Origin of the sequence: Paraburkholderia sp. J11-2, from assembly GCF_905220185.1 — a bacterium.
Classification (GTDB): Bacteria; Pseudomonadota; Gammaproteobacteria; order Burkholderiales; family Burkholderiaceae; genus Paraburkholderia.
This window is the reverse complement of record NZ_CAJMYY010000006.1, coordinates 94,872-114,753: the sequence shown is the minus strand read 5'-3', so window position 1 is coordinate 114,753 and position 19,882 is coordinate 94,872. Positions and strand designations below refer to the sequence as shown.

Sequence of the window (19,882 nt, the reverse complement as noted above, 5' to 3'; positions counted from 1 at the left end):
TTCGAGCAATAGCCAGCAAAGGGAATGGAATCCTGTCTGAAGCCCGGTTTAAAGGCGGTACTGCACGCGGGTCGCAAGCTCCGCCTCGCCTGGATTGAGCCAGGTGTCGAAGCCGAGCCGCGACCACGGGCCACGCCCCGTGCGCGCAGCGGCCACTTCGTCGCGACGCAGCTGAAGGTCCACTTCCACATCGAGCGGATCCGTCAGGTAGTGGCGCGTGAAAAAGCCAAGCCGCGCATGCGCGGTTCCGCCGGGCAGCATCTGCTGAAATAGCGCTTGCGGCAGATCGCTGAACTCGACCCTGATCGTGCTTTCGTAGTCGTCGACCTCGGAGCCGAGCCAGGCGTCCTCGCCGAGGCTACTCTGCCTCTCCCCAAGCCGCCAACGCTGGTCGTCGGGAATCGGCACTGGGCGCATCACGCCGCACACGACCTCGACGCGGGCAGGCGCGAACGCATCGGCAAGCAGCGTTTTCAGGCCAAGCGCGGAGCGCGGCCGCTGGTTGAACAGGCCCGCGTAGCGCAGCAGCTCCGCGCTCCCCGGCAGCAGATCGGCGCGCAGGTCTGGATCGTGCAGGCCAACGAACGCATACAACTGATTGAGCGACGCCTCGTGACGATCCTCGACAACGCGCTGCTCGACCCGGTACTTCGCCCACGCGTCGAAGAGCAGCGGGTACATCGCGTAATGCACGATGTCGAGGAACTCACGCGTAACGTGACGACCCTCGCGCGCCTCTTCGAGCAGATCTTCGGTGTAATAGGTCGGCAGCGGCGAGGCCACGCCGTACAGGCCGAAGAAGTTCGCCGTAATGCGATACCCGCCTTCCGCCGTCGGCTCGATGCGATCGATGTCGTTCTCGGGAAAGCCGAGCGCGAGCCGCGGCCGGATGCGCAGGTTCTCCTGACGAAGCCCCGTGTGACGGTCGTACAACCGTAGCAGCCGGATCGCCTGAAAGTAGGAGTACTTTTCACCATTGGTGAGAAGCAGCGCCTTCACAGCATCGCTTGTTGTCCGAGTCTCGGTGGCCATTTGAATACGGTCCCTGAAAGCGTGTCTTCGAGCTCGACGCGTGTATACGAATTGATGCCGGCGTGGTCGCCGAGAAATCGTTCGAGCACGCAGCCAAAGAGATACAGATCACCAATCCCGGCGTAATGGTCCTCCCGGCAACGAATGCGGATCAGCTGGCCGCGCCGGGTTCCGCCACGGCCCACGAGACGCGTTTCTGCAGTCGCAGCCACATCGACGATACCTTCGATGCGACGGCGATTCGCCAATTCCTGGCCTTGCGTTCCGGCAAATACATAAAGTCCGAGCAGCTTGCGCAAACTATCGGCGTTCGCCAGCGACGCCAGATTCAGCGACACGTGCGAAAGCAGGCACCACAGCAGCTCTTCACCCGCCGGCGGATCCTGCGCAGGTGTGATCGCGCGAATATTGGCGAAACTCATCCGATCGGGCGACGTGCTGGTCGCGACGTTGATGTCGCCCGCTTTCAGACCCTCCGGCAGTGAGCGGTTCGTACAGGTAACGCGGATCGACAGCGTCTCGGGCAGCGGCGTTTCGGACGGCGGATAGTTCAACGACAGATACACGTCGCTGCCCCGCTCGACGTTGGAGCTTTTCTGCGTCGTTCGATAACTGAGTTGCGTGCCGCGTCCGTCGTGGCGGAACATGCTGAAGGGCTGGTAGACGCGCTCCCGCGCGTTGCCCTGCTGATACCCGAGCACCTGATCGACCGAATAGATCTGAAAGTGGCGACGGTCCCGTCCTTCCGGATTCACGCGATATTCCGCGACGCGATGATCGTGTGTGATCGGGTCTGCGGCGTGCGAGAACAGGTTGATTGCCGGAACCACGTTGAGCAGAAAGCTTTCGGCGTTGATCTCCGGCATCCACCCATGCAGCGCATCGAGGGTCATGACGATGCTGAAGCTCGTGCCTTTCGCATTTGCCGACCAGTTTTTGAGCCCGACGATATCGACGAAAAGACATTTCTCGGGCTGCGTGAAGAATTCCTGGATCGTGCGGTAGCCGCTCATCGCGTGACTCGGCCAGGCGAGCAGTTCGGTGTCGAATCCGCTCGCGCGCAAGCTCTTTGCGCCTACCGAGATCCGCTCGCCTCCATGGCTCGATATACGCACATCAGTGACGTGGTTCATCAACAGCAGCAGCAAGCGGGACGCCGCGACATAGCCGCCGTTCAGGAACAGACGGATGGAGTCGCCGTTCCACTGCGCGATGCTGAGACCGTCGTCCATTTCGAAGTCGATCATCAGCACCGGCGCCGCGCCGGCGTGGCTCAACAGATTCACTTCGGCGATCTGCAACGGCTCGACATCGAGATCGCGGGTGGTGCGAAAGCGGCACGACGTGCCGTCCACTGGCACGGACGCGAGCTCGCTGCCAGCCGCAACCCGCGCTGCCCCCGAGCGTCGGCCTTTGGCCGAAAACCCGATCAGGGTCGACGCCGGCACTGGCCGCAGATAGTGCGGAAACAGCAGATTCGTGAGTTCCTGGATGAACTCGGGAAACTGGTCGTCCAGCTTCTGGCGCGTGAGACCCGTGAGAAAAGCAACCCCTTCCAGCAGGCGCTCGACATCGGGGTCCGCGGAGCTGCCCGACAGCATCGGAGCGATGCCCGGATTCGCGCGTGCGAACTCAGCTGCCAGCCCCTTCAGCTTGTTCAGCTCATCCTGGTAGTATCGATTGAACATGCGTGACTGCTTCAGCTGGATCGAAAAGACAGAGTGCAAACGGGATGAAATCAGCCGACACTGACGCGGCCGTTGGCGCCAACGGTAGTCGACAAACGCAGCGGAATCTCCCGATCCGCGACTTCGAGCGTGCCCTCGAGAGCGAAACGGATCGACAGCACATCGGTTTCCTCGCGATTGAGCGTCACGCGCGGCGACTTGATACGGGGTTCGTAGCGCACGATCATGCGGCGAATCTCTTCTTCGATCTCGCGCGTCGAGCCCATCGAAGTCGTCCCGGCAAGGTTGGTGAAGTCGGGCACACCGAATAGCGGGTCGATCGGCACGCTGCCTTGCCGGGTATTGAGCAAACGGCTGAGGTGGCTCATCACCGAGTCAATGAGCGCGTCAACCTTCGTTTCGTTGGTACGCTCTTGATCCGGGCCCCACCTCGCGATTCGCTCCAACAGCCGCTGCTCTCTCACCGTCGCTCCAGCTCAGGTTGGGTTCAGGACTTCGGCGCGAGCCAGGAATCTTCGGCTTCGATGCCGTCCGGATCGAACGTCCAGGTGATCTTCTCGTAGGTGAACGAGATATCTTCCATGTGACCCAGTTGCTTGTTTTCCGGCGACAGGCAGTTCGGCGTCCACGACCGCATATTGGTCAGGATCGCATTCGACAGTTTCACGGTGTAGTACTTCTCCTCCGTACCCTTCGGCGAAATGCGATAGAACTCCAGCGTGACGTTCTTCATCTGTTCGCCCGACGTCAGCGCCTGAAACAGCTTGGGCGAGGACTTGTCGATTTCCTTGGTCAGCGTCATCGGCAGATGAACACGCTTGCCGGTCGGCAGCCCCGTTTGCGGACTCTTCGGAATTTCGATGGAGTGGTCGACGGCCTGGAGGAGAATCTTTCCTTCGTGGCCCTGAACCTTGGTCGAGCCCTCGATCTTGCCCTGGTTCTGGCCTTCGAGAGTGAGATAGCACGGCATTGGCATAGTAATCCCCGTTTTACGGCAGTAAATAATTAGTGGTACGGAATTGAACTGCGAGTCGCGTTCGACGTCTCGCACTGACTTCCATTTCGCCACGGCGGCCAGCCGACCGCCGTGGTTTTGCTCAACTGCTGTTCGTGTGGCTCATGTTTCACCTGTTGCAAGACGCGACGACCGGACTGTCGCTGTCTTTCCAGGTTGCGTTATCGATGAAACATGGCCTGTTTCACGGCAATTTTCCGCCTACTTTTTTTCCAGCTTGCCCACCAGGGACAACGTGAACGATGCGCCCATGTATTTGAAATGAGGACGCACTTTCATATCCACGCGATACCAGCCCGGATCGCCTTCAACATCGGCCACGACGATCTCCGCCTGACGCAGCGGACGGCGGCTGCGCACTCCCTCCGCGGGATTGTCCATATCCGCAACATACTGGCGAATCCACATGTTGAGCTCGCCTTCGAGATCGACGCGCTCTTTCCACGTGCCAATGTTCTCGCGCTGGATCACCTTGATGTAGTGCGCAAGACGGCTCACAACGAACATGTAGGGCAGTTGGGTGCTGAGCTTGTAATTGAGTTCGGCTTCCTTGCCTTCCTTGGTATTGCCGAAAAACTTCGGCTTTTGCGCCGAGTTGGCAGAGAAGAATGCCGCATTGTCGCTATTCTTACGCATCGTAAGCGCGATAAAACCCTGCTCCGCCAGTTCGAACTCACGACGCTCGGAAATCAGCACTTCCGTCGGAATCTTGTTCTGCAACTCGCCCATCGATTCATACGTGTACACGGGGAGGTCGCCCACCGTGCCACCGCCTTGAGGTCCGATCACGTTTGCGCACCAGCGGTAATCGGCGAAACTCGCCGTCAGGCGCGAAGCGAACGCAAAGGCCGCGTTACCCCACAGGAACTGGCTGTTACCGCCCGAAACGTCTTCCTTGTAATTGAACTTCTTGGCCGGTACCGTATCCGCTCCATAGGGCACGCGCAGCAAAAAGTGCGGCAAGGTGAGGCCGACGTAGCGGGCATCTTCCGATTCACGGAACGCATTCCACTTGACGAACTGTGGGCCTTCGAAAATCGATGAAAGATCCTTCAGATTCGGCAGCTGATCATAGCTGTCGACACCGAAGAATTGCGGCCCCGCTGCTGCGATAAAGGGCGCGTGGCTCATGGCAGAGACATTTGCCGCATACTGCAGCAACTTCACGTCCTGCGTGCCCGGCCCGAACTCGTAGTTCGCCACGATGGCGCCGAACGGCTGGCCGCCGAACTGCCCGTATTCAGCGGTGTAGAGATTCTTGTAGAGACCCGACTTGGTGATGTCCGCTGCGTCTTCGAAGTCTTCGAGCAGTTTGCCCTTGCTGACGCTCAGCACCTGAATCTTGACGTTCTCGCGAAAGTTCGTGCGGTCCACCAGGAACTTCAGCGAACGCCATGCCGATTCCATCTTCTGAAAGTCGGCGTGGTGCAAAATCGCGTCAACTTGCGCGCACAGCTTTTGATCGAGGTCCGCGATCATGCTGTCGACGGTCGCCTGCGTGATGCGCTCGACCGCGAGGTTCGGCTCCAGCAGTTGCGAAATAAAGGCCTGGATGCCCTGGCGCGTAATCGAATAGGCTTCGTCGCCTGGCTTGATCCGTGCCGACTCGATCAGTTGATCGAGCAGCGAAACGGTTGATTCCGATTCCGTCGTGACCGCGCTTCCCGGTCCTTTTTCCAAATCACTCATGTGCGGTCCCCGCTGCGTCCACCGATAAATACGAAAGTCACTTGTCTTCGATGCCGAGTTCGCTCATCAAGCGAGCGCGCACGCCTTGATCTTCGATCAGTTCCTGAACGCGCTTTCGGAAATCCGGAATGTTGCCGAGCGGCCCCTTCAGTGCCTTGAGCGCATCGCGCAAAGCGATCATCTGGCGCAATTCCGGCACCTTCTCGACGATCGCATCGGGAGAAAAGTCGTCAATGGAGTCGAACTTCAGACTCGTTGCGAGTTGTTCGCGCCCCTCGGCGTTCGCCTCCAGTCGGTTCGGCACCACGAGATCGAGCGAAAGCTTTTGCCCCTTGAGCACTTCGTTGAAGTTGTCCTTGTCCACGCTGGTCGGCTTCATCTCTTCGAGCGGCGTGTCGTCATCGCGCAACGTGAAGTCGCCGAGCACGAGCAATTTCAGCGGCAACTCGACTTCCGCTTTTGCATCGCCGGTGGCCGGACGATACACAATATTGACTCGCTCCTTAGGAGCGACTGAACCGTCGGATGCCATGCTTACTCCCAATTCAAAAACAACGAAAGTTGAAAACCCAAGCTATCTTTATGATCTTTTTGATACGTTCCGCGAAAAATCTGCTACAGCCAGTGCTCGCTAGTGGAATCGCTCATCTGCCGTTCGAGCGCTGTATGTGCGTGGGCGTCAAGGTCGGATAGCTTCGCCTGCGACAAGCGCCAGCGGTCTTCCGAACGAAGCCATTGCCCCCTTCTGCGGGGCAGCGCACAGTCCTTACAAGTCATCCAGGGAAAAATCGTCCTGCAGGTGTCACAAATACCCTCCTGAAAGACCGCCAAAATTCGACCCGGCGCAAGCGCACCATGCCACCTGAACGTACTGGCACATCATTTCTCGAGCAACACAATCTCAACTCGAGTTCAGCTTTCTTCGGTTGTCGCATTGAGGCTGATTTCAAGCGTTGAGGTTCGTTTGCCGCCACTTTCGACGGCTTCTCCTCTGGCGTTGACGCCTGCCTCCAGCCTTTCACAACCTGTCCGATAAGCAGGACGTGATCGGCGAAAATCGTAGCACCGGCCCGAAAAATTCACTTGACCGTGCGTCTCAGTTTTTCAGCGATCACGCCTCAAATGGCCAAGCCAGGACTCGCCCCGGAAAGCCATCGTTGCTTACAAACGCCGTACGGACTTTCGTGGGCGTTGCAGTCGCTCCCGCATCGGATACAATCGGCCAACCCGCGGCGTCACGTTACGCACGGCCGGAGTCAAAATAATGGACCATTACGCTACCCGGGCCGCCAACCGGCCATCGCAACCATCGTCGAGGGCTATTGCCCATAGCCACGTTGATGTCGCCTCGCTCCCCGCAGCCAACCGCTCGCGGGTGCGCTTCTCGACCGATAAGCACCGCGCCTTCTTTTTTCGTTTTTTTCTGGAAGGAGAGCTTGCGCGACCGCAGTAGAGAAAGCGATTTCAGCCCAATCGTTCGCTTTAGCGTAAATGATTATCAGAAATCCTGACGATTCAATAGCGAAACTGACTTTAACACCACCGTTTGAGCACGTGCTTCAGACGTGTAGCAGTCGAAATTGATCTGTTCAATCTTAAAATGCAATACCTGAGACTAAAATGGCCAACCAATTCGAAATGATCGGCACCGTCCTCGTAGCCTGTTTGCAGGGGAAGCTAAACAGCACGAATGCGGAGCAAACGGAGGCGCAAATCCTGCAGCACATCAACCGGGGCACAAACCAGTTGGTGATTGATCTTGGGGAGTTGGACTATATTTCCAGCGCCGGGCTGCGGGTCGTACTTGTGACCGCGAAACGGCTCAAACAGTCGGCCGGCCAGATGGCACTTTGCGGCATCAGCGACCCGATACGGGAAGTTTTTGAAATCAGCGGATTCTTCAATATTCTCGATGTGGCGGAAACGCGCGAGCAGGCGCTCTCACGCTTCAACCAGACCGCTTGAGCTAAGGCTAATCTCGCCGCAACCAGACCAGAAGTGAGAGCGAGCTCGACAATATTGCTCGCCTCATTCGGGCGTCGGCGTATCTATGCGCTTTGAAAGGCTGATTCGGTTACGCAGCTCGTCGCGCTCATAAGTCATCCTGTCCATCATTTTCCGGGCGATATAAATGCCAACGCCGCCGACAGGTCGTTCTTCGACGCCGCTCGTCACGTCCGGATCAGGCAAACTTAACGGGTCGAACGGCACACCGTCATCGATTATCCACGCACTGACCTCACTGTCAGTGATGCTTAGATGAACCTGGATGGGCTCGCGCGCAGCACCGTACATGACAATATTGCTAATCAGTTCGTCAAATGTAAGCGCAAAGCACTGCACTAGTGAACTGTGCAGGCTATGGTCCGCAAAAAATTGCTGCAGTTTATCGAGCAATCCGTTGATGTCTGGATCGGCAGGGGCGAGAGTCGCGTCGAATGTGTGCTTCACTGCTACTCCATAACGAGCGACATCGCCCCAAAGCGCACCGCGAAACAGGTAATATCGTCAGACTGAGGCGCGTCGATCGCGAACGCGACAACGTCATTGACCAATTGGCTCAGCAACGCCTCCACAGTCAATTCCTCCCCTCCGGTAAGACAAGACGCGAGGCGTGCCTCGCCGTATTGCTCGTTGACCGGATTGAACGCCTCTGTAATACCGTCGGTATAGAGTAGCAGCGTGGAGTCGGGCTCCAGCCGCATGCGCCCCTGCTCGTAAACAATACCATCCATTACACCGAGCGCCATACCTGACGTTCGCTGAACCGCTGATACCTTGCCGTCCGCGGTGATCACATATGGCGAATTATGGCCCGCATTCGCATATTCGAGTTCACCCGTGCGGATATCCAGAATGCCGTAAAACAACGTCACGAACATCGTCGCTTCATTATCCTGGCTCAAAAGGTCGTTAGCGAGGGCAAGACAAGCTGCAGGGCCGCTAGCACCGGGCGCGATCGCGCGCAGCAGCGTTCTCGCCACTGCCATGAAAAGCGCTGCGGGCACACCCTTGCCTGATACATCCGCGATGACCATACCGATCTTGTTGTCGGAGAGCCAAAAATAATCGTAAAAGTCGCCGCCCACCTCTTTTGCCGGAATCATGCGCGCGAACATCTGCAGATCGGGGCGCGACGGAAAGCGCGTAGGGACAATGGATTGCTGCATACGCCGCGCAACATCCAGTTCCTGCTGGATCGACACGAGTTGCGTATGAGCGTTGAAGACATGTTGAATGGTGAGAAACCAAGGGCGCCAAGGCCGGGGAATATCCGGAATCGACTTCACCGAGCCGCGTTGTTCATCCTGAATGTAGCGCACGAGCTTTTGCGCGGGAACGATCACGTCGCGATACGCAAACCGGCTTGCAGTAACCAGCATGATGGCCAAGCTGATCAACAGCAGGAACATGCTCGGCAAACCGGTTTGCAGCGCCGTACTGACAAGGGCCCACTGCGGCGCAAGCAAGACAAGTCGAAACGGCGAGTTCTGGATGGCTACGGTCTCGACGTAATAACCGTGCAGCAGCACCAGGCGTCCGGTCGACGCTTCCAGCGTCGCGTTCATGTCTTGCGCCAGAGAACGTGGAAAGGCCACGGCCGCTGACTCGACCCCGAGCGCGCCATCATGGACCAGCGTTGGATGCGCGATCAGTTGCCCGCGGTCGTTGATGATGAACAGTGTCCCGAACGGGCTGCGCCAATTCCGCAGGAATTGATTAAGCCAATTCAGCGTGACATCTATCGAGACTGCGCCGAGAAAGGCGCCGTCCCCATAGACGCCGGCCGAAGCCGTGATCATCACCCCCCGCCCCGCCTGGTCCAGGTACGCGGGCGACCACACCACGGCTCGCTTGGGATCGGGAGCGCGTTCGACGCTGTCCAGAAACTCACGCTGTGCCGCCGTATCGGTGTAAAAGAATTCTTTTGACGAGGCCCACGGATACGCGTTGCTGAAGCGGCGCCTGGATGAGTAGTAGGCCCACGTCACACCCGCCAGGTTCGCCTTGATCGCCTTGAATACGTCATTCAGACTCAACGCCATTTCGAGCTCCTTGTCGAGCGGCGGCGCGGGCGAATCTATCAGACCGGTAAGGTTTCCGGCATCTGCTGTCGTCCAGGGTGGCGGCAAACGGTCGAGGCACACGCGGCCCGAGTCGGGGCAAGGCTGAAGCGCCCGCCGCAACTGGGAAGGCCGCGCCCCCTCCGGATGCAGACGATACCAGCTCTGCGCGTGAATACGCATCTCGTTGACTGCGTCAGCGTTGCTTTTGACTATCGCATCGAGCACGACGGCTTGCTCCTGCACGCTTTGCACCAAGCTTGCCGTTTCCGCGCCAAGTATCAGCTTGAACCGAAAATAGACGAGTGCACAAGCAACGAGGAGAACGCCGACAAACGTGCCCCACATAACACGGTTGTAGCGCTTGAATAGCACAGCTGTAAGGTCGACCATATGTCCTGCTACTCGCTCACGTACCACGCATCCGATAAACCGTTTCCATCCGACCTCACTTTCGCTGACTCCGTGATTCTCGCAGGCTTCTATATAGGTTCGTTTCGCGTCGTGAAGCGCGAAATCGTGTGAACTTTCACTGCACAGAAAAAACGACGGTATCAGACCGCCTCTATATAGTCTTTACCGTGCGTCTCAGAAGTCGGCCCTAAAGAATTCGTCTTGCCGCCTCGGCGGCATTACGCCTGCGCCAGCGCAACTGAACCGCCCCGGGAATCATGGAGGCTGGCTGGTTTAAGTTAATGCTGGCTCTGCGGTGGCAACTGTTTCAAGTGGCCACCAATAGCGTGCGCGAATTGCTCATCCCGACGTAAAGCTCTCTGCGCTGCAAACCCCTCCCAAAGGTCCCACTCCGGAGCGCGCATGGTCCAGGTTTCCCGTAAATCGACATATAACGGAGCTATTGCAATAAGTATTCTTGCATTGATAGCGGCGTTTGCCGAAAACGAGCTTTCGGCCGTGGCATAGCCGCCCTGCCCACGGTGACTTCCTGAAGACGTTTGGTGGATTTTGCGAACGGCCGCCTCAATGTGGCCACGATCTGTCTTGAGCGAACGAGAATCCTGCTGTTGGAACGACTACAGGACACTGGAACCTAACGTGCGAGCTATGCTCACAATTCGACCATAGCCGCCCTCAGGTATCACCGTGAATGGCGAGCAGCTTTAGGACCCACAGCGTGAACTGGCGGAAGGCAGCCGGAGTCGAACCGACCCGGGAGCGGCTGACGCCCCCAACCAGGTTTGAAGCCTGGCCGTACCACCGGATACGAATGCCTTCCTTCGTCGAACCCAACCGCAACCGCAACTGCAATCGAAAGCACACATCGATGTGCCTACAACCACTCTCGCATCCGGCTATCGTGCCGTAACAGATGCGTGTCGCGCTGAAAGCGAGTATATCCAACGCGGTCGAAGTACTCCAGAATCTGGATCGCCCGTTTGCGGCCCAACGCCGTGGCGTCGCGAAACGCCGCAGCGTTGACGGCGCCGCCCTGCTCCGCCGCAATCTGCGCCACGGCGCGAGCGAGCGTCTGCACCACGTCCCGATCGTAAAAGAGATCGCGCACGACCTGATACACCACACCAAGGCGTGCGAGCTTGCGCAGCAACGCACGCACCTTCTCCTCCGGCTGACCCGTCTCGCGCGCGAGGTCCCGCACCCACGGCGGATCGAAACGCCCTTGCGCAAGCAAAGGCATGAGGCGTGCCGCGAGCGCTTCGTCGTCGGCGTCGAGCGTCACCGCATGCGAAGGCAAATGCAGCCACGGGCCACTGCGCGCCACGCGCCCCTCGCGTTCGAGCGCTTCGATCGCGGCGCGCCACACCGCATCGCTCACTAGCGGCGCCGCCATGCGCCGCAAACGCGCCGCGTCCGGCCCCTGTTCGTCGGGCGAGCGCGCATGAAACTCGCCGAGTGCTTCATCAATGCGCTCGGCGAGCTTCACCCAGTGCGCACGCGCGATCACCGCGCCTTCGTCGTCGCGCCCTTGCGGTGCGATTGAAATCGCATCGGCGGGCAATGCCAGCGCGGCATCGTCGTAGCCGGTCAACCGTACCAACGTCGCGCGCGCAATGCCGCGCGGCGCTTCTTCGATTAGCGGCGCGAGGTTCGCTTCGTCGAGCCACATGCGCAACGCGTCGAGCCATGCGCGTCGTTCTGCCGTTCTGCGCCGGCGCGACGGGCCGAATGGATCGAGCACGCGGCCGCCACCTATGGTGTGGTTTGCCTGCGCGTTGCGAACAATAAACCGATCTCCCGGCAACGCGTGCAACGGTGCGTCGAAAACGAGTTGCACGCGGGCGACTGCACCCGGTGCGAGCGTTTCGCCTTCGAGCAGCGCGACGTTTGCAACACGATGCGTCGTGCCCAGGTGCACATGAAGCGGCGACCAGTGCTGCAACGTCACGTCTGCGTCGTCGAGCAAGCGCAGTTCGACGTCGAGCCGCATGGCGGGCTCAGCGAGACGCGCATCGACGATCCAGTCGCCGCGCGTGATCTGTTCTTTGTCGATGCCCGCGAGATTGAGTGCGCAACGCTGGCCGGCGTGACCCGCGTCGCCAGCGTGGACCGCACGATTCTGCGCGTGCAGGCCACGTACGCGCGCGGGCGTGCCGGCGGGTGCAAGCATGAGCGTGTCGCCGGCTCGTACGCACCCGGCGAATACCGTGCCCGTCACCACCGTCCCTTGGCCCGCCAGCGTAAAGACGCGATCCACCGCCAGGCGAAAAAGGCCATCGTCTCGTCGCGCGCGCCACGTACTCGCGCGCTCGCGCAGCCAGGCGTCGAGGCGCGCGACGCCTTCGTCATGCGCCTGCGTTGCGTTCGTCTCGAAGACCGGTGCGCTCGCAAGCATCGTGTTAGCGAGCCATGCAGCGATTTCTGCACGCACGGCGTCGAGCCGCGCCGCCTCCACGCGATCTACCTTGGTCAACGCAATGGCGCCTTGCTGCACACCCAGCAGTTGCAGAATGGCGAGATGCTCGCGCGTTTGCGGCATCACGCCGTCGTCGGCGGCAATCACGAGCAAGGCGAAGTCGATGCCGCATGCACCCGCCGCCATCGTATGCACGAGCTTTTCGTGGCCAGGCACGTCGATGAAGCCAAGCACGTCGCCATTGGCGAGCGGCAGGTACGCGTAACCCAGCTCGATCGAAATGCCGCGCGCCTTCTCTTCCTTCAGGCGGTCGGTGTCGACGCCGGTCAAGGCGCGGACCAGCGTGGTCTTGCCGTGGTCGATGTGCCCCGCCGTGCCGACGATCACAGGCGCAGCTCCGCGAGTTGCGCAACGAACGCCGCTTCGTCCGCCGGTTCGAGGCAGCGCAGGTCCAGATGCAGGGCGTCGTCGGCAATGCGGCCGATCATGGGCCGAGGCAGTTCGCGCAAGGCGCGTTCGAGCTTGAGCAGCGCGCGGCCGCTGCCGCCCTTGCCCGCATGGCGCACGACGAGCCCGCTGCTCGGCAGCACGTCCACGGGCAACGCGCCGCTGCCGATCTGGCTGAACATCGGCTCGACGCTCGCGGCATACGCGTCGCCAACCGCACGCTGCAGCGCGGGCAGCGCGCGCTGCGCGGCCTCCTGCATTTGCGCGGCGGGACGTGTGAGCAGGCGCAGCGTAGTCAGCCGCTCCTGCAAGAATTCAGGCGCCTGATAGAGCCTCAAAACCGGTTCGAGCGCGGCGAGCGTGAGCTTGCCCACCCGCAACGCGCGCTTGAGCGGATGCTTCTTGATCTTCGCAATAAGCTCTTTGCGTCCGACGATCAGCCCCGCCTGAGGGCCGCCCAGCAGTTTGTCGCCGCTAAAGGTCACGAGGTCCGCGCCCGCTTCCACGGTCGCGCGCACGGTGGGCTCGGCGGGCAAGCCCCACTGTGCGAGATCGACGAGCGTCCCGCTGCCCAGGTCGACCGCTATCGGCAAGCCATGCTGCCGCGCCAGCGGCGCGAGTTCATCGAGTTCGACGCTTTTCGTAAAACCGCTGATCGCATAGTTACTGCAATGCACCTTCATCAGCAGCGCCGTGCGCGCGTTGATCGCTGCTTCATAGTCCTTGAGATGCGTCCGGTTCGTCGTGCCGATCTCGCGCAGCCGTGCGCCCGCCCGGCTCATGATGTCGGGAATGCGAAACGCACCGCCAATCTCGACCAGTTCGCCACGCGAAACGACGACCTCCTTGCGATTGGCGAGCGCGCTCAACAGCAACAGCACCGCCGCGGCGTTGTTGTTGACGACAGTCGCGGCCTCGGCGCCCGTCAGTTCACAGATGAGCGAGTCGATCAGATCGTCGCGGTCGCCGCGCTTGCCGCTCGCGAGATCGAATTCCAGGTTCGCGGGTTGCGTGAGCGCCTGCACGACGGCCTTTACAGCTTCGTCGGGGAGCAGTGCGCGGCCGAGATTCGTGTGGAGCACCGTGCCCGTAAGATTGAAGACCGGGCGCAGGCGGCTTTGCGTGCGTTCGGTTAGCCGTCGCGAGGTGGCCGCGATGATGCGCTCTAGCGAAAACGGTTCGGTGTCCTTGTCTTTATTCGTCAATACGCTGGCTCGTGCGTCAAGACGCCAGGCGTCCTGCGTGGCGCGTATCGCATCCAGCACCTGGGTGCGTCCGTATTGTGCGATCAGCGGCTGCGCCTGCTCCGAGGCAATCACCCGCTCGACCGCCGGCATGGTTGCGAGCAGCGCATTGAGGGTGCGTGCATCGTGCTCCGCTGCTTGTCCCACGGTTTCACTCATGGTGTGCGCGACTCCTTTACTGATCGGCAGGCACTTCGGGCCATAGCAGCGGATTCGGGCTCGCGCGGCGGTAGCCCGCGTCGCTCATCAGCAAATCGAGCGTGAGGCTCGCGAGGTCGTCGGCGAGCGGCTCGAAGTCGAGATCCTTCTCCTGATAGCCGATCTTGCGGTACGTCTGGCACTCGTCGCACGATTCGGCCTTGAGTGCGGCATTGCCGCCTTCGATACCGTGATACGCAATGCCCTTGGTCGAGTCGCAGTTGGTGCACTTCACGCGCACCACGTGCACCTCGGTGCCGCACAGGCCGCATTGCACATACCGATAGCCCTGATACGCGCCGCCAATGCGCACGATGCTGGCAACGGGCGGCGAGCCGCACACGGGGCAAACGCCCGGTGTGTCGACATAAGGAATGTCCCGCACGTCGATGCGGCTCGCGAGGTCGGTCCACAGCACCTGCAGCGCGGCCATGATGAACGGCGCGGTGGCAGGTGCGACTTCGGTGTAGCGCTGCGCGAGAATTGCGTCGGCCTGGGCGTCGAGTTGCGCGTCATTCATGGCGCGCAACTCAGCGAGCACTTTTGCGAGCGCGGGCGCGACGGCGCCCGCGGCTTCAACGCGATCGGCGAGACGGTATAGCACCGCGCGCCATTGCGGATCACGCTCGCCCGAAAGCGCCGGCAGAATCGGCATGCAATGATGCTGCGCGTTCGCAATGGCGTCGCGAGAAGGCATGGGCGCGCTGCACTGTTCGAGCGCCTCCTGCTGCGCGTCGACGAGCGCCGCCATCAATCGCACATAGCCGCCAATCGGATTGTGATCCGCGAGATGCCGCAGGCGCACGGCGCGCGTGCTGAAAAAGGCGAAGCGCTCGGGCAGACGGATGCGCGGAATGGCCGTTGGGTCGAGCGATTCGATTTGCTGCGGGTCGAGAATGCGTTGCGTCACGACGGGTCTGCTCCAGAACGGCTTCACCAAGAAAAAACCGCCGTGCCCTTGCGGGCGCCGGCGGTTTGCCGCTCGCGCCACCCCCGCCTTGACGGCAGGCGGCGCGCAGCCTGTGCGTTACTTGATGCTCTCGCGGAACCAGCGCGGATGATGCTTTCTCGCCCAGCCCCAGGTGACGTAGCCGCGCGTCATGGCGCCGATCGATCCCTTCACCCATAGCGCGGCATAAATATGGACGATGATGCCGCATATCAGCACGAACGCCGCGACCGCATGCACCACTGAAGAGAGCCGGATAATCTCGATCGGGAAATAGAACGAGAAATACCGCCGCCAGATCACGATGCCGCTCAAGAGCAACAGCACGAGGCAAACCACCATCGTAAAGAATAACAGCTTCTGTCCCGCATTGTATCGGCCGATCTCCGGCAGCCGGTCTTCGCGGTTGTTGAGCACGTCGCCCATCTGCTTCATCCACTGGATGTCGTCTTTGTCCAGATAGTTGTGGTGCCAGAAACGCAGCGCAAGGATCAGGAACGAGACGAACATCACGACGCCGATGAACGGATGCAAAATGCGCGTCCACTGGCCGCCGCCGAGCACCGCATAAAGCCACGACATGGCCGGATGAAACATCGCGAGCCCCGAGATCGCGAGCAAAATGAAGCAGATCGCGGTGATCCAGTGGTTGCTGCGCTCGTTGGGCGTGTAGCGCTCGATCAGTTGCGGTTCATCGTCTTTCATCGTTGCGCTCCTCGGGTGGTTCGCCACGGATGCGCCGCGCCTCGTCGCGCGCGGCGGCTTCGTCTTCCGCCGTCACTTCGTTCGGGCCGATGCGCGTGTAATGGAAGAAGCCGGCCAGCGCCGTGAGCGCCATGATGCCGAGTGCAACCGGCTTGGCGATACCCTTCCAAAGCCGCACCATCGGGCTGATGCGCGGGTTGTCGGGCAGGCCGTGATAGAGCGAGGGCTGGTCCGCGTGATGCAGCACGTACATCACGTGCGTGCCGCCCACGCCTTGCGGGTCGTAAAGCCCCGCGTTTTCGAAGCCCCGCTCCTTGAGATCGACGATGCGCTCGGCCGCGTGCTGCTTCATGTCTTCCTTGGTGCCGAACACGATCGCGCCGGTCGGGCAGGTCTTCACGCAGGCCGGCTCCTGCCCCACGGCCACGCGGTCCGAGCAAAGCGTGCATTTGTACACGCGATGCTCGGTCTTCGAGAGACGCGGAATATTGAACGGGCAGCCCGTGATGCAATAGCCGCAGCCGATGCAGTTTTCCTCGTGGAAATCGACGATGCCGTTCGTGTACTGCACGATCGCGCCCGGCGACGGGCATGCCTTCAAACAGCCCGGATCGTCGCAATGCATGCAGCCGTCCTTGCGGATCAGCCATTCGAGGTTGCCGTTCGGGTTCTCGTATTCCGCGAAGCGCATCACGGTCCACGAATGCTCGCTAAGGTCGTGCGGATTGTCGTAGACGCCGGTATTGACGCCGATCTCGTCGCGCAGGTCGTTCCACTCCATGCACGCGGTCTGGCACGCCTTGCAGCCGATGCACTTGGTCACGTCGATGAGCTTCGCGACCGTGCCCGTGACCGGCTCGCGCACGCCGGGCGGGGGCGTAGTCGTCGCGGAAATGCGTCTGACGTCGAGTGATTGAAATGCCATGGTTCGCGCCCCCTATGCCTTTTCGACCTTCACGAGGAACGACTTGAACTCGGGCGTCTGCGAATTGCCGTCGCCCACGGGTGGCGTAAGCGTATTCGTCAGATAGCCCGGTTTCGTGAGCCCCTTGAAGCCCCAGTGCAGCGGCACGCCAACGGTATGCACGGTCTTGCCCTCGATCGTGAGCGGCTTGATGCGCTTGGTCACCACGGCCACGGCGATCAGATAGCCCCGATTGCTCGACACTTTCACGCGGTCGCCCGCCACCACGCCCACCTCCTTCGCCAGCGCCTCGCCGATCTCGACGAACTGCTGCGGCTGGATGATCGCGTTCAACCGCGCATGCTTGGTCCAGAAGTGGAAGTGCTCGGTAAGCCGGTACGTGGTCGCCACATGCGGGAACTGCTGCACGGTCCCGAATGTCTTGCGGTCGTCGGGGAACACGCGCGCCGCCGGGTTGTTCGTGGCGAGCGGGTTGTTCGGATGGAACGGGTTATAGCCGAGCGGGTTCTCGAATGGTTCGTAGTGCTCGGGGAATGGACCCTCGTTCATACCGTCGCGAGCGAAGAAGCGCGCCACGCCCTCGGGGTTCATGATGAACGGCCCCATACCCTGGTCCGGCGATTCGTCGACCTTGAAGTCGGGGATGTCCGCGCCCGTCCAGGCGCTGCCGTTCCAGCCGATCAGCTTGCGGGTGGGATCGAAAGGCTTGCCCGCCGTATCGCACGAGGCGCGGTTGTAGAGCACGCGCCGGTTCACCGGCCACGCCCAGGCCCAGTTCAGCGTCTGGCCGATGCCCGTTGGGTCCGAGTTGTCGCGCCGGCCCATCTGGTTGCCCGCCTGGGTCCAGGCCCCGCAGAAGATCCAGCAGCCGCTCGACGTCGTGCCGTCGTCCTTCAACTGCGCGAAGCCCGCAAGCTGCTCGCCCTTCTTCACGAGCACCTTGGTCGGGTCCTTCGCGTCGGTCTGGTCGGCAAGCGCGCGTCCGTTGTACTCCTTCGCGAGTTCTTCCGGCGTGGGGCTGGCAGGATCCGAATACGGCCAGTCGAGCTTGACGATCGGATCGGGCAGCTTGCCGCCGTCCTTCTGGTACGCCGCGCGGATGCGCAGGAACAGGCCCGACATGATCTCGAGATCGCTGCGCGCCTCGCCCGGCGGCTCCGCGCCTTTCCAGTGCCACTGCAGCACGCGGCTCGAACTCACGAGCGAGCCGTTTTCTTCCGCGAAGCAAGTGGTGGGCAAACGGAACACCTCGGTCTGGATCGAAGCGGTATCGACATCGTTATAGTCGCCGAACTTCTTCCAGAACTCGGAAGTCTCGGTGGCGAGCGGGTCCATGATCACGAGCCACTTGAGCTTGCCGAGCGCCGAGAGCGTCTTGGCTTTGTCCGGGGCCGATGCGATGACGTTGAAGCCCTGGCAGATATAACCGTTGACCTTGCCCTGATTCATCAGCTCGATGGTCTGCAGCAGGTCGTAGGGCTTGTCGAGCTTCGGCAGCCAGTCGTAGCCCCAGTTGTTGTCCTTCGTGGCCGCGGCGCCCCACCACGACTTCATGAAGCTCACGAAGAACGCGCCGTAGTGCTGCCAGTAGCTGAGCTGGTTCGGCCGCATCGGCTGCGAAGCGCGCTTCTTGATGTAGTCGTCGTAGTCCTGCTCCGCTTCGAACGGCAGCGTCATGTAGCCCGGCAGCAGGTTCGACATCAGCCCGAGGTCCGTGAGCCCCTGGATATTCGAGTGGCCGCGCAGCGCATTCATGCCGCCGCCCGCAATGCCGATGTTGCCGAGCAGCAGCTGCACCATCGCGCCGGTGCGGATCATCTGCGCACCGATCGAGTGATGGGTCCAGCCGAGCGCGTACAGGATCGTGCACGCGCGGCCCGGCTCGGCCGTGCTCGCAAGCATTTCGCACACCTTGAGGAATTTGTCCTTCGGCGTGCCGCACACCTTCTCGACCATGTCGGCGGTGTAGCGCGAGTAATGCTGCTTGAGCAACTGGTACACGCAGCGCGGGTTCTGCAGCGTGTCGTCGGTCTTCACGAAGCCGTCGTCGCCGATCTCGTAGTTCCATGACGACTTGTCCGGGTACGCATGCTTCTGCGGATCGTAGCCCGAGAAAATGCCGTCGTTGAACGCGAAATCCTCGCGCACGATGAACGAGAAGTCGGTGTAGTTCTTCACGTACTCGTGCTGGATCTTGTCGTTCGTGAGCAAATAGTTGATCACAGCGCCAAGGAACGCGATGTCCGTGCCGGTGCGGATCGGCGCGTAGAAGTCCGCGACCGATGCCGTGCGATTGAAACGCGGGTCCACCACGATGAGCCGCGCCTTACGGTGCGCCTTCGCCTCCGTGACCCACTTGAAGCCGCACGGGTGCGCCTCGGCCGCATTGCCGCCCATCACCAGAATCACGTCCGCATTGCGAATGTCGACCCAATGGTTCGTCATCGCTCCACGGCCAAACGTCGGGGCAAGACCTGCCACCGTCGGGCCGTGTCAGACACGCGCCTGGTTGTCGAATGCGAGCAGGCCCATGCTGCGGGCCACTTTGTGCGTGAGATAGCCGACTTCGTTGCTGCCCGCCGATGCCGCCAGCATTCCGGTGGTCAGCCAGCGGTTCACGGTCTTGCCGTCCGCCGTTTTCTCGACGAAGTTCGCGTCGCGATCTTCCTTCAGCAGCTTCGCAACGCGGTCGAGCGCTTCGTCCCACGAGATACGTTTCCACTCGTTCGAACCCGCCGCTCGATACTCGGGGTACTTCAGGCGGCTCTCGCTGTGGATGAAGTCGATGAGGCTCGCGCCCTTCGGGCACAGTGTGCCGCGATTGACGGGGTGATCCGGATCGCCTTCGATGTGGATGATGCTCGCCGTCGCGTTCTTCGCGCCATCGCCGAGACCGTACATGAGGATCCCGCAACCGACCGAGCAGTACGGGCAGGTATTGCGGGTTTCAGTGGTGCGCGCCAGTTTGTATTGTCGAACCTCGGCAAGCGCGTTGTCGGGCGCGAAACCCATCAGCGCGAGGCTGGAACCCGCCAGCGACGTTGCCGTGACCTTGAGAAACTGACGCCGGGACATCTGCAGCATGATTCGTCCTCG

15 protein-coding genes and 1 tRNA gene are annotated in these 19,882 nt (G+C 61.0%); 1 reads left to right on the top strand and 15 read right to left on the bottom strand.

Features of this window, described 5'->3' with window-relative positions:
- Positions 1-48: 48 nt before the first annotated feature.
- From tssG to tssB, 6 genes are all read right to left on the bottom strand, one after another.
- Complete coding sequence (tssG, locus tag U5A57_RS10560) at positions 49-999, bottom strand: type VI secretion system baseplate subunit TssG (protein WP_321910595.1); 951 nt, start codon at positions 997-999, stop codon at positions 49-51.
- Entirely contained in the window at positions 996-2,720 is a 1,725-nt protein-coding gene (gene tssF / locus U5A57_RS10555; protein ID WP_321910593.1) for a type VI secretion system baseplate subunit TssF, read from the bottom strand. The genes tssG and tssF overlap by 4 nt, the downstream gene beginning before the upstream one ends.
- Before the next feature lie 50 nt (positions 2,721-2,770).
- The gene (gene tssE, locus U5A57_RS10550; RefSeq protein ID WP_321910591.1) at positions 2,771-3,184 is read right to left on the bottom strand and encodes a type VI secretion system baseplate subunit TssE; all 414 of its coding nucleotides are present in this window, start codon (positions 3,182-3,184) and stop codon (positions 2,771-2,773) included.
- Between the two features lie 23 nt (positions 3,185-3,207).
- The gene (locus U5A57_RS10545; RefSeq protein ID WP_321910590.1) at positions 3,208-3,696 is read right to left on the bottom strand and encodes an Hcp family type VI secretion system effector; all 489 of its coding nucleotides are present in this window, start codon (positions 3,694-3,696) and stop codon (positions 3,208-3,210) included.
- Positions 3,697-3,936: 240 nt separating this feature from the next.
- Positions 3,937-5,424, bottom strand: coding sequence for a type VI secretion system contractile sheath large subunit (gene tssC, locus U5A57_RS10540; RefSeq protein WP_321910588.1), 1,488 nt, complete (start codon positions 5,422-5,424; stop codon positions 3,937-3,939).
- Between the two features lie 37 nt (positions 5,425-5,461).
- Positions 5,462-5,956, bottom strand: a complete 495-nt coding sequence (gene tssB / locus U5A57_RS10535) for a type VI secretion system contractile sheath small subunit (RefSeq protein WP_321910586.1) — start codon at positions 5,954-5,956, stop codon at positions 5,462-5,464.
- Between the two features lie 1,088 nt (positions 5,957-7,044).
- Here tssB and U5A57_RS10530 point away from each other — a divergent pair.
- Entirely contained in the window at positions 7,045-7,389 is a 345-nt protein-coding gene (locus tag U5A57_RS10530) for an STAS domain-containing protein (RefSeq protein WP_321910584.1), read from the top strand.
- 63 nt (positions 7,390-7,452) lie between these two features.
- Here the strand turns inward: U5A57_RS10530 and U5A57_RS10525 are convergent, their stop codons facing one another.
- From U5A57_RS10525 to fdnG, 9 genes are all read right to left on the bottom strand, one after another.
- Positions 7,453-7,875: an ATP-binding protein gene (locus U5A57_RS10525; protein WP_321910582.1), complete on the bottom strand. Its 423-nt coding sequence runs from the start codon at positions 7,873-7,875 to the stop codon at positions 7,453-7,455.
- 2 nt (positions 7,876-7,877) lie between these two features.
- Entirely contained in the window at positions 7,878-9,881 is a 2,004-nt protein-coding gene (locus tag U5A57_RS10520; protein ID WP_321910580.1) for a SpoIIE family protein phosphatase, read from the bottom strand.
- A 745-nt stretch (positions 9,882-10,626) separates the two neighbouring features.
- Positions 10,627-10,722, bottom strand: a tRNA-Sec gene (locus U5A57_RS10515).
- A 54-nt stretch (positions 10,723-10,776) separates the two neighbouring features.
- On the bottom strand, positions 10,777-12,705 hold the full coding sequence (selB, locus tag U5A57_RS10510) for a selenocysteine-specific translation elongation factor (RefSeq protein ID WP_321910578.1): 1,929 nt from the start codon (positions 12,703-12,705) through the stop codon (positions 10,777-10,779).
- Positions 12,702-14,168: an L-seryl-tRNA(Sec) selenium transferase gene (gene selA, locus U5A57_RS10505; RefSeq protein ID WP_321910577.1), complete on the bottom strand. Its 1,467-nt coding sequence runs from the start codon at positions 14,166-14,168 to the stop codon at positions 12,702-12,704. The genes selB and selA overlap by 4 nt, the downstream gene beginning before the upstream one ends.
- Positions 14,169-14,184: 16 nt before the next feature.
- Positions 14,185-15,117 (bottom strand): formate dehydrogenase accessory protein FdhE, encoded by a 933-nt coding sequence (fdhE, locus tag U5A57_RS10500; RefSeq protein WP_321910575.1) that lies wholly within the window; start codon positions 15,115-15,117, stop codon positions 14,185-14,187.
- Positions 15,118-15,234: 117 nt separating this feature from the next.
- Positions 15,235-15,861, bottom strand: coding sequence for a formate dehydrogenase subunit gamma (locus U5A57_RS10495; protein WP_321910573.1), 627 nt, complete (start codon positions 15,859-15,861; stop codon positions 15,235-15,237).
- Positions 15,848-16,786, bottom strand: coding sequence for a formate dehydrogenase subunit beta (fdxH, locus tag U5A57_RS10490; protein ID WP_321910571.1), 939 nt, complete (start codon positions 16,784-16,786; stop codon positions 15,848-15,850). The genes U5A57_RS10495 and fdxH overlap by 14 nt, the downstream gene beginning before the upstream one ends.
- Positions 16,787-16,798: 12 nt before the next feature.
- On the bottom strand, positions 16,799-19,870 hold the full coding sequence (gene fdnG, locus U5A57_RS10485) for a formate dehydrogenase-N subunit alpha (protein WP_321910569.1): 3,072 nt from the start codon (positions 19,868-19,870) through the stop codon (positions 16,799-16,801).
- Between the last annotated feature and the right edge of the window lie 12 nt (positions 19,871-19,882).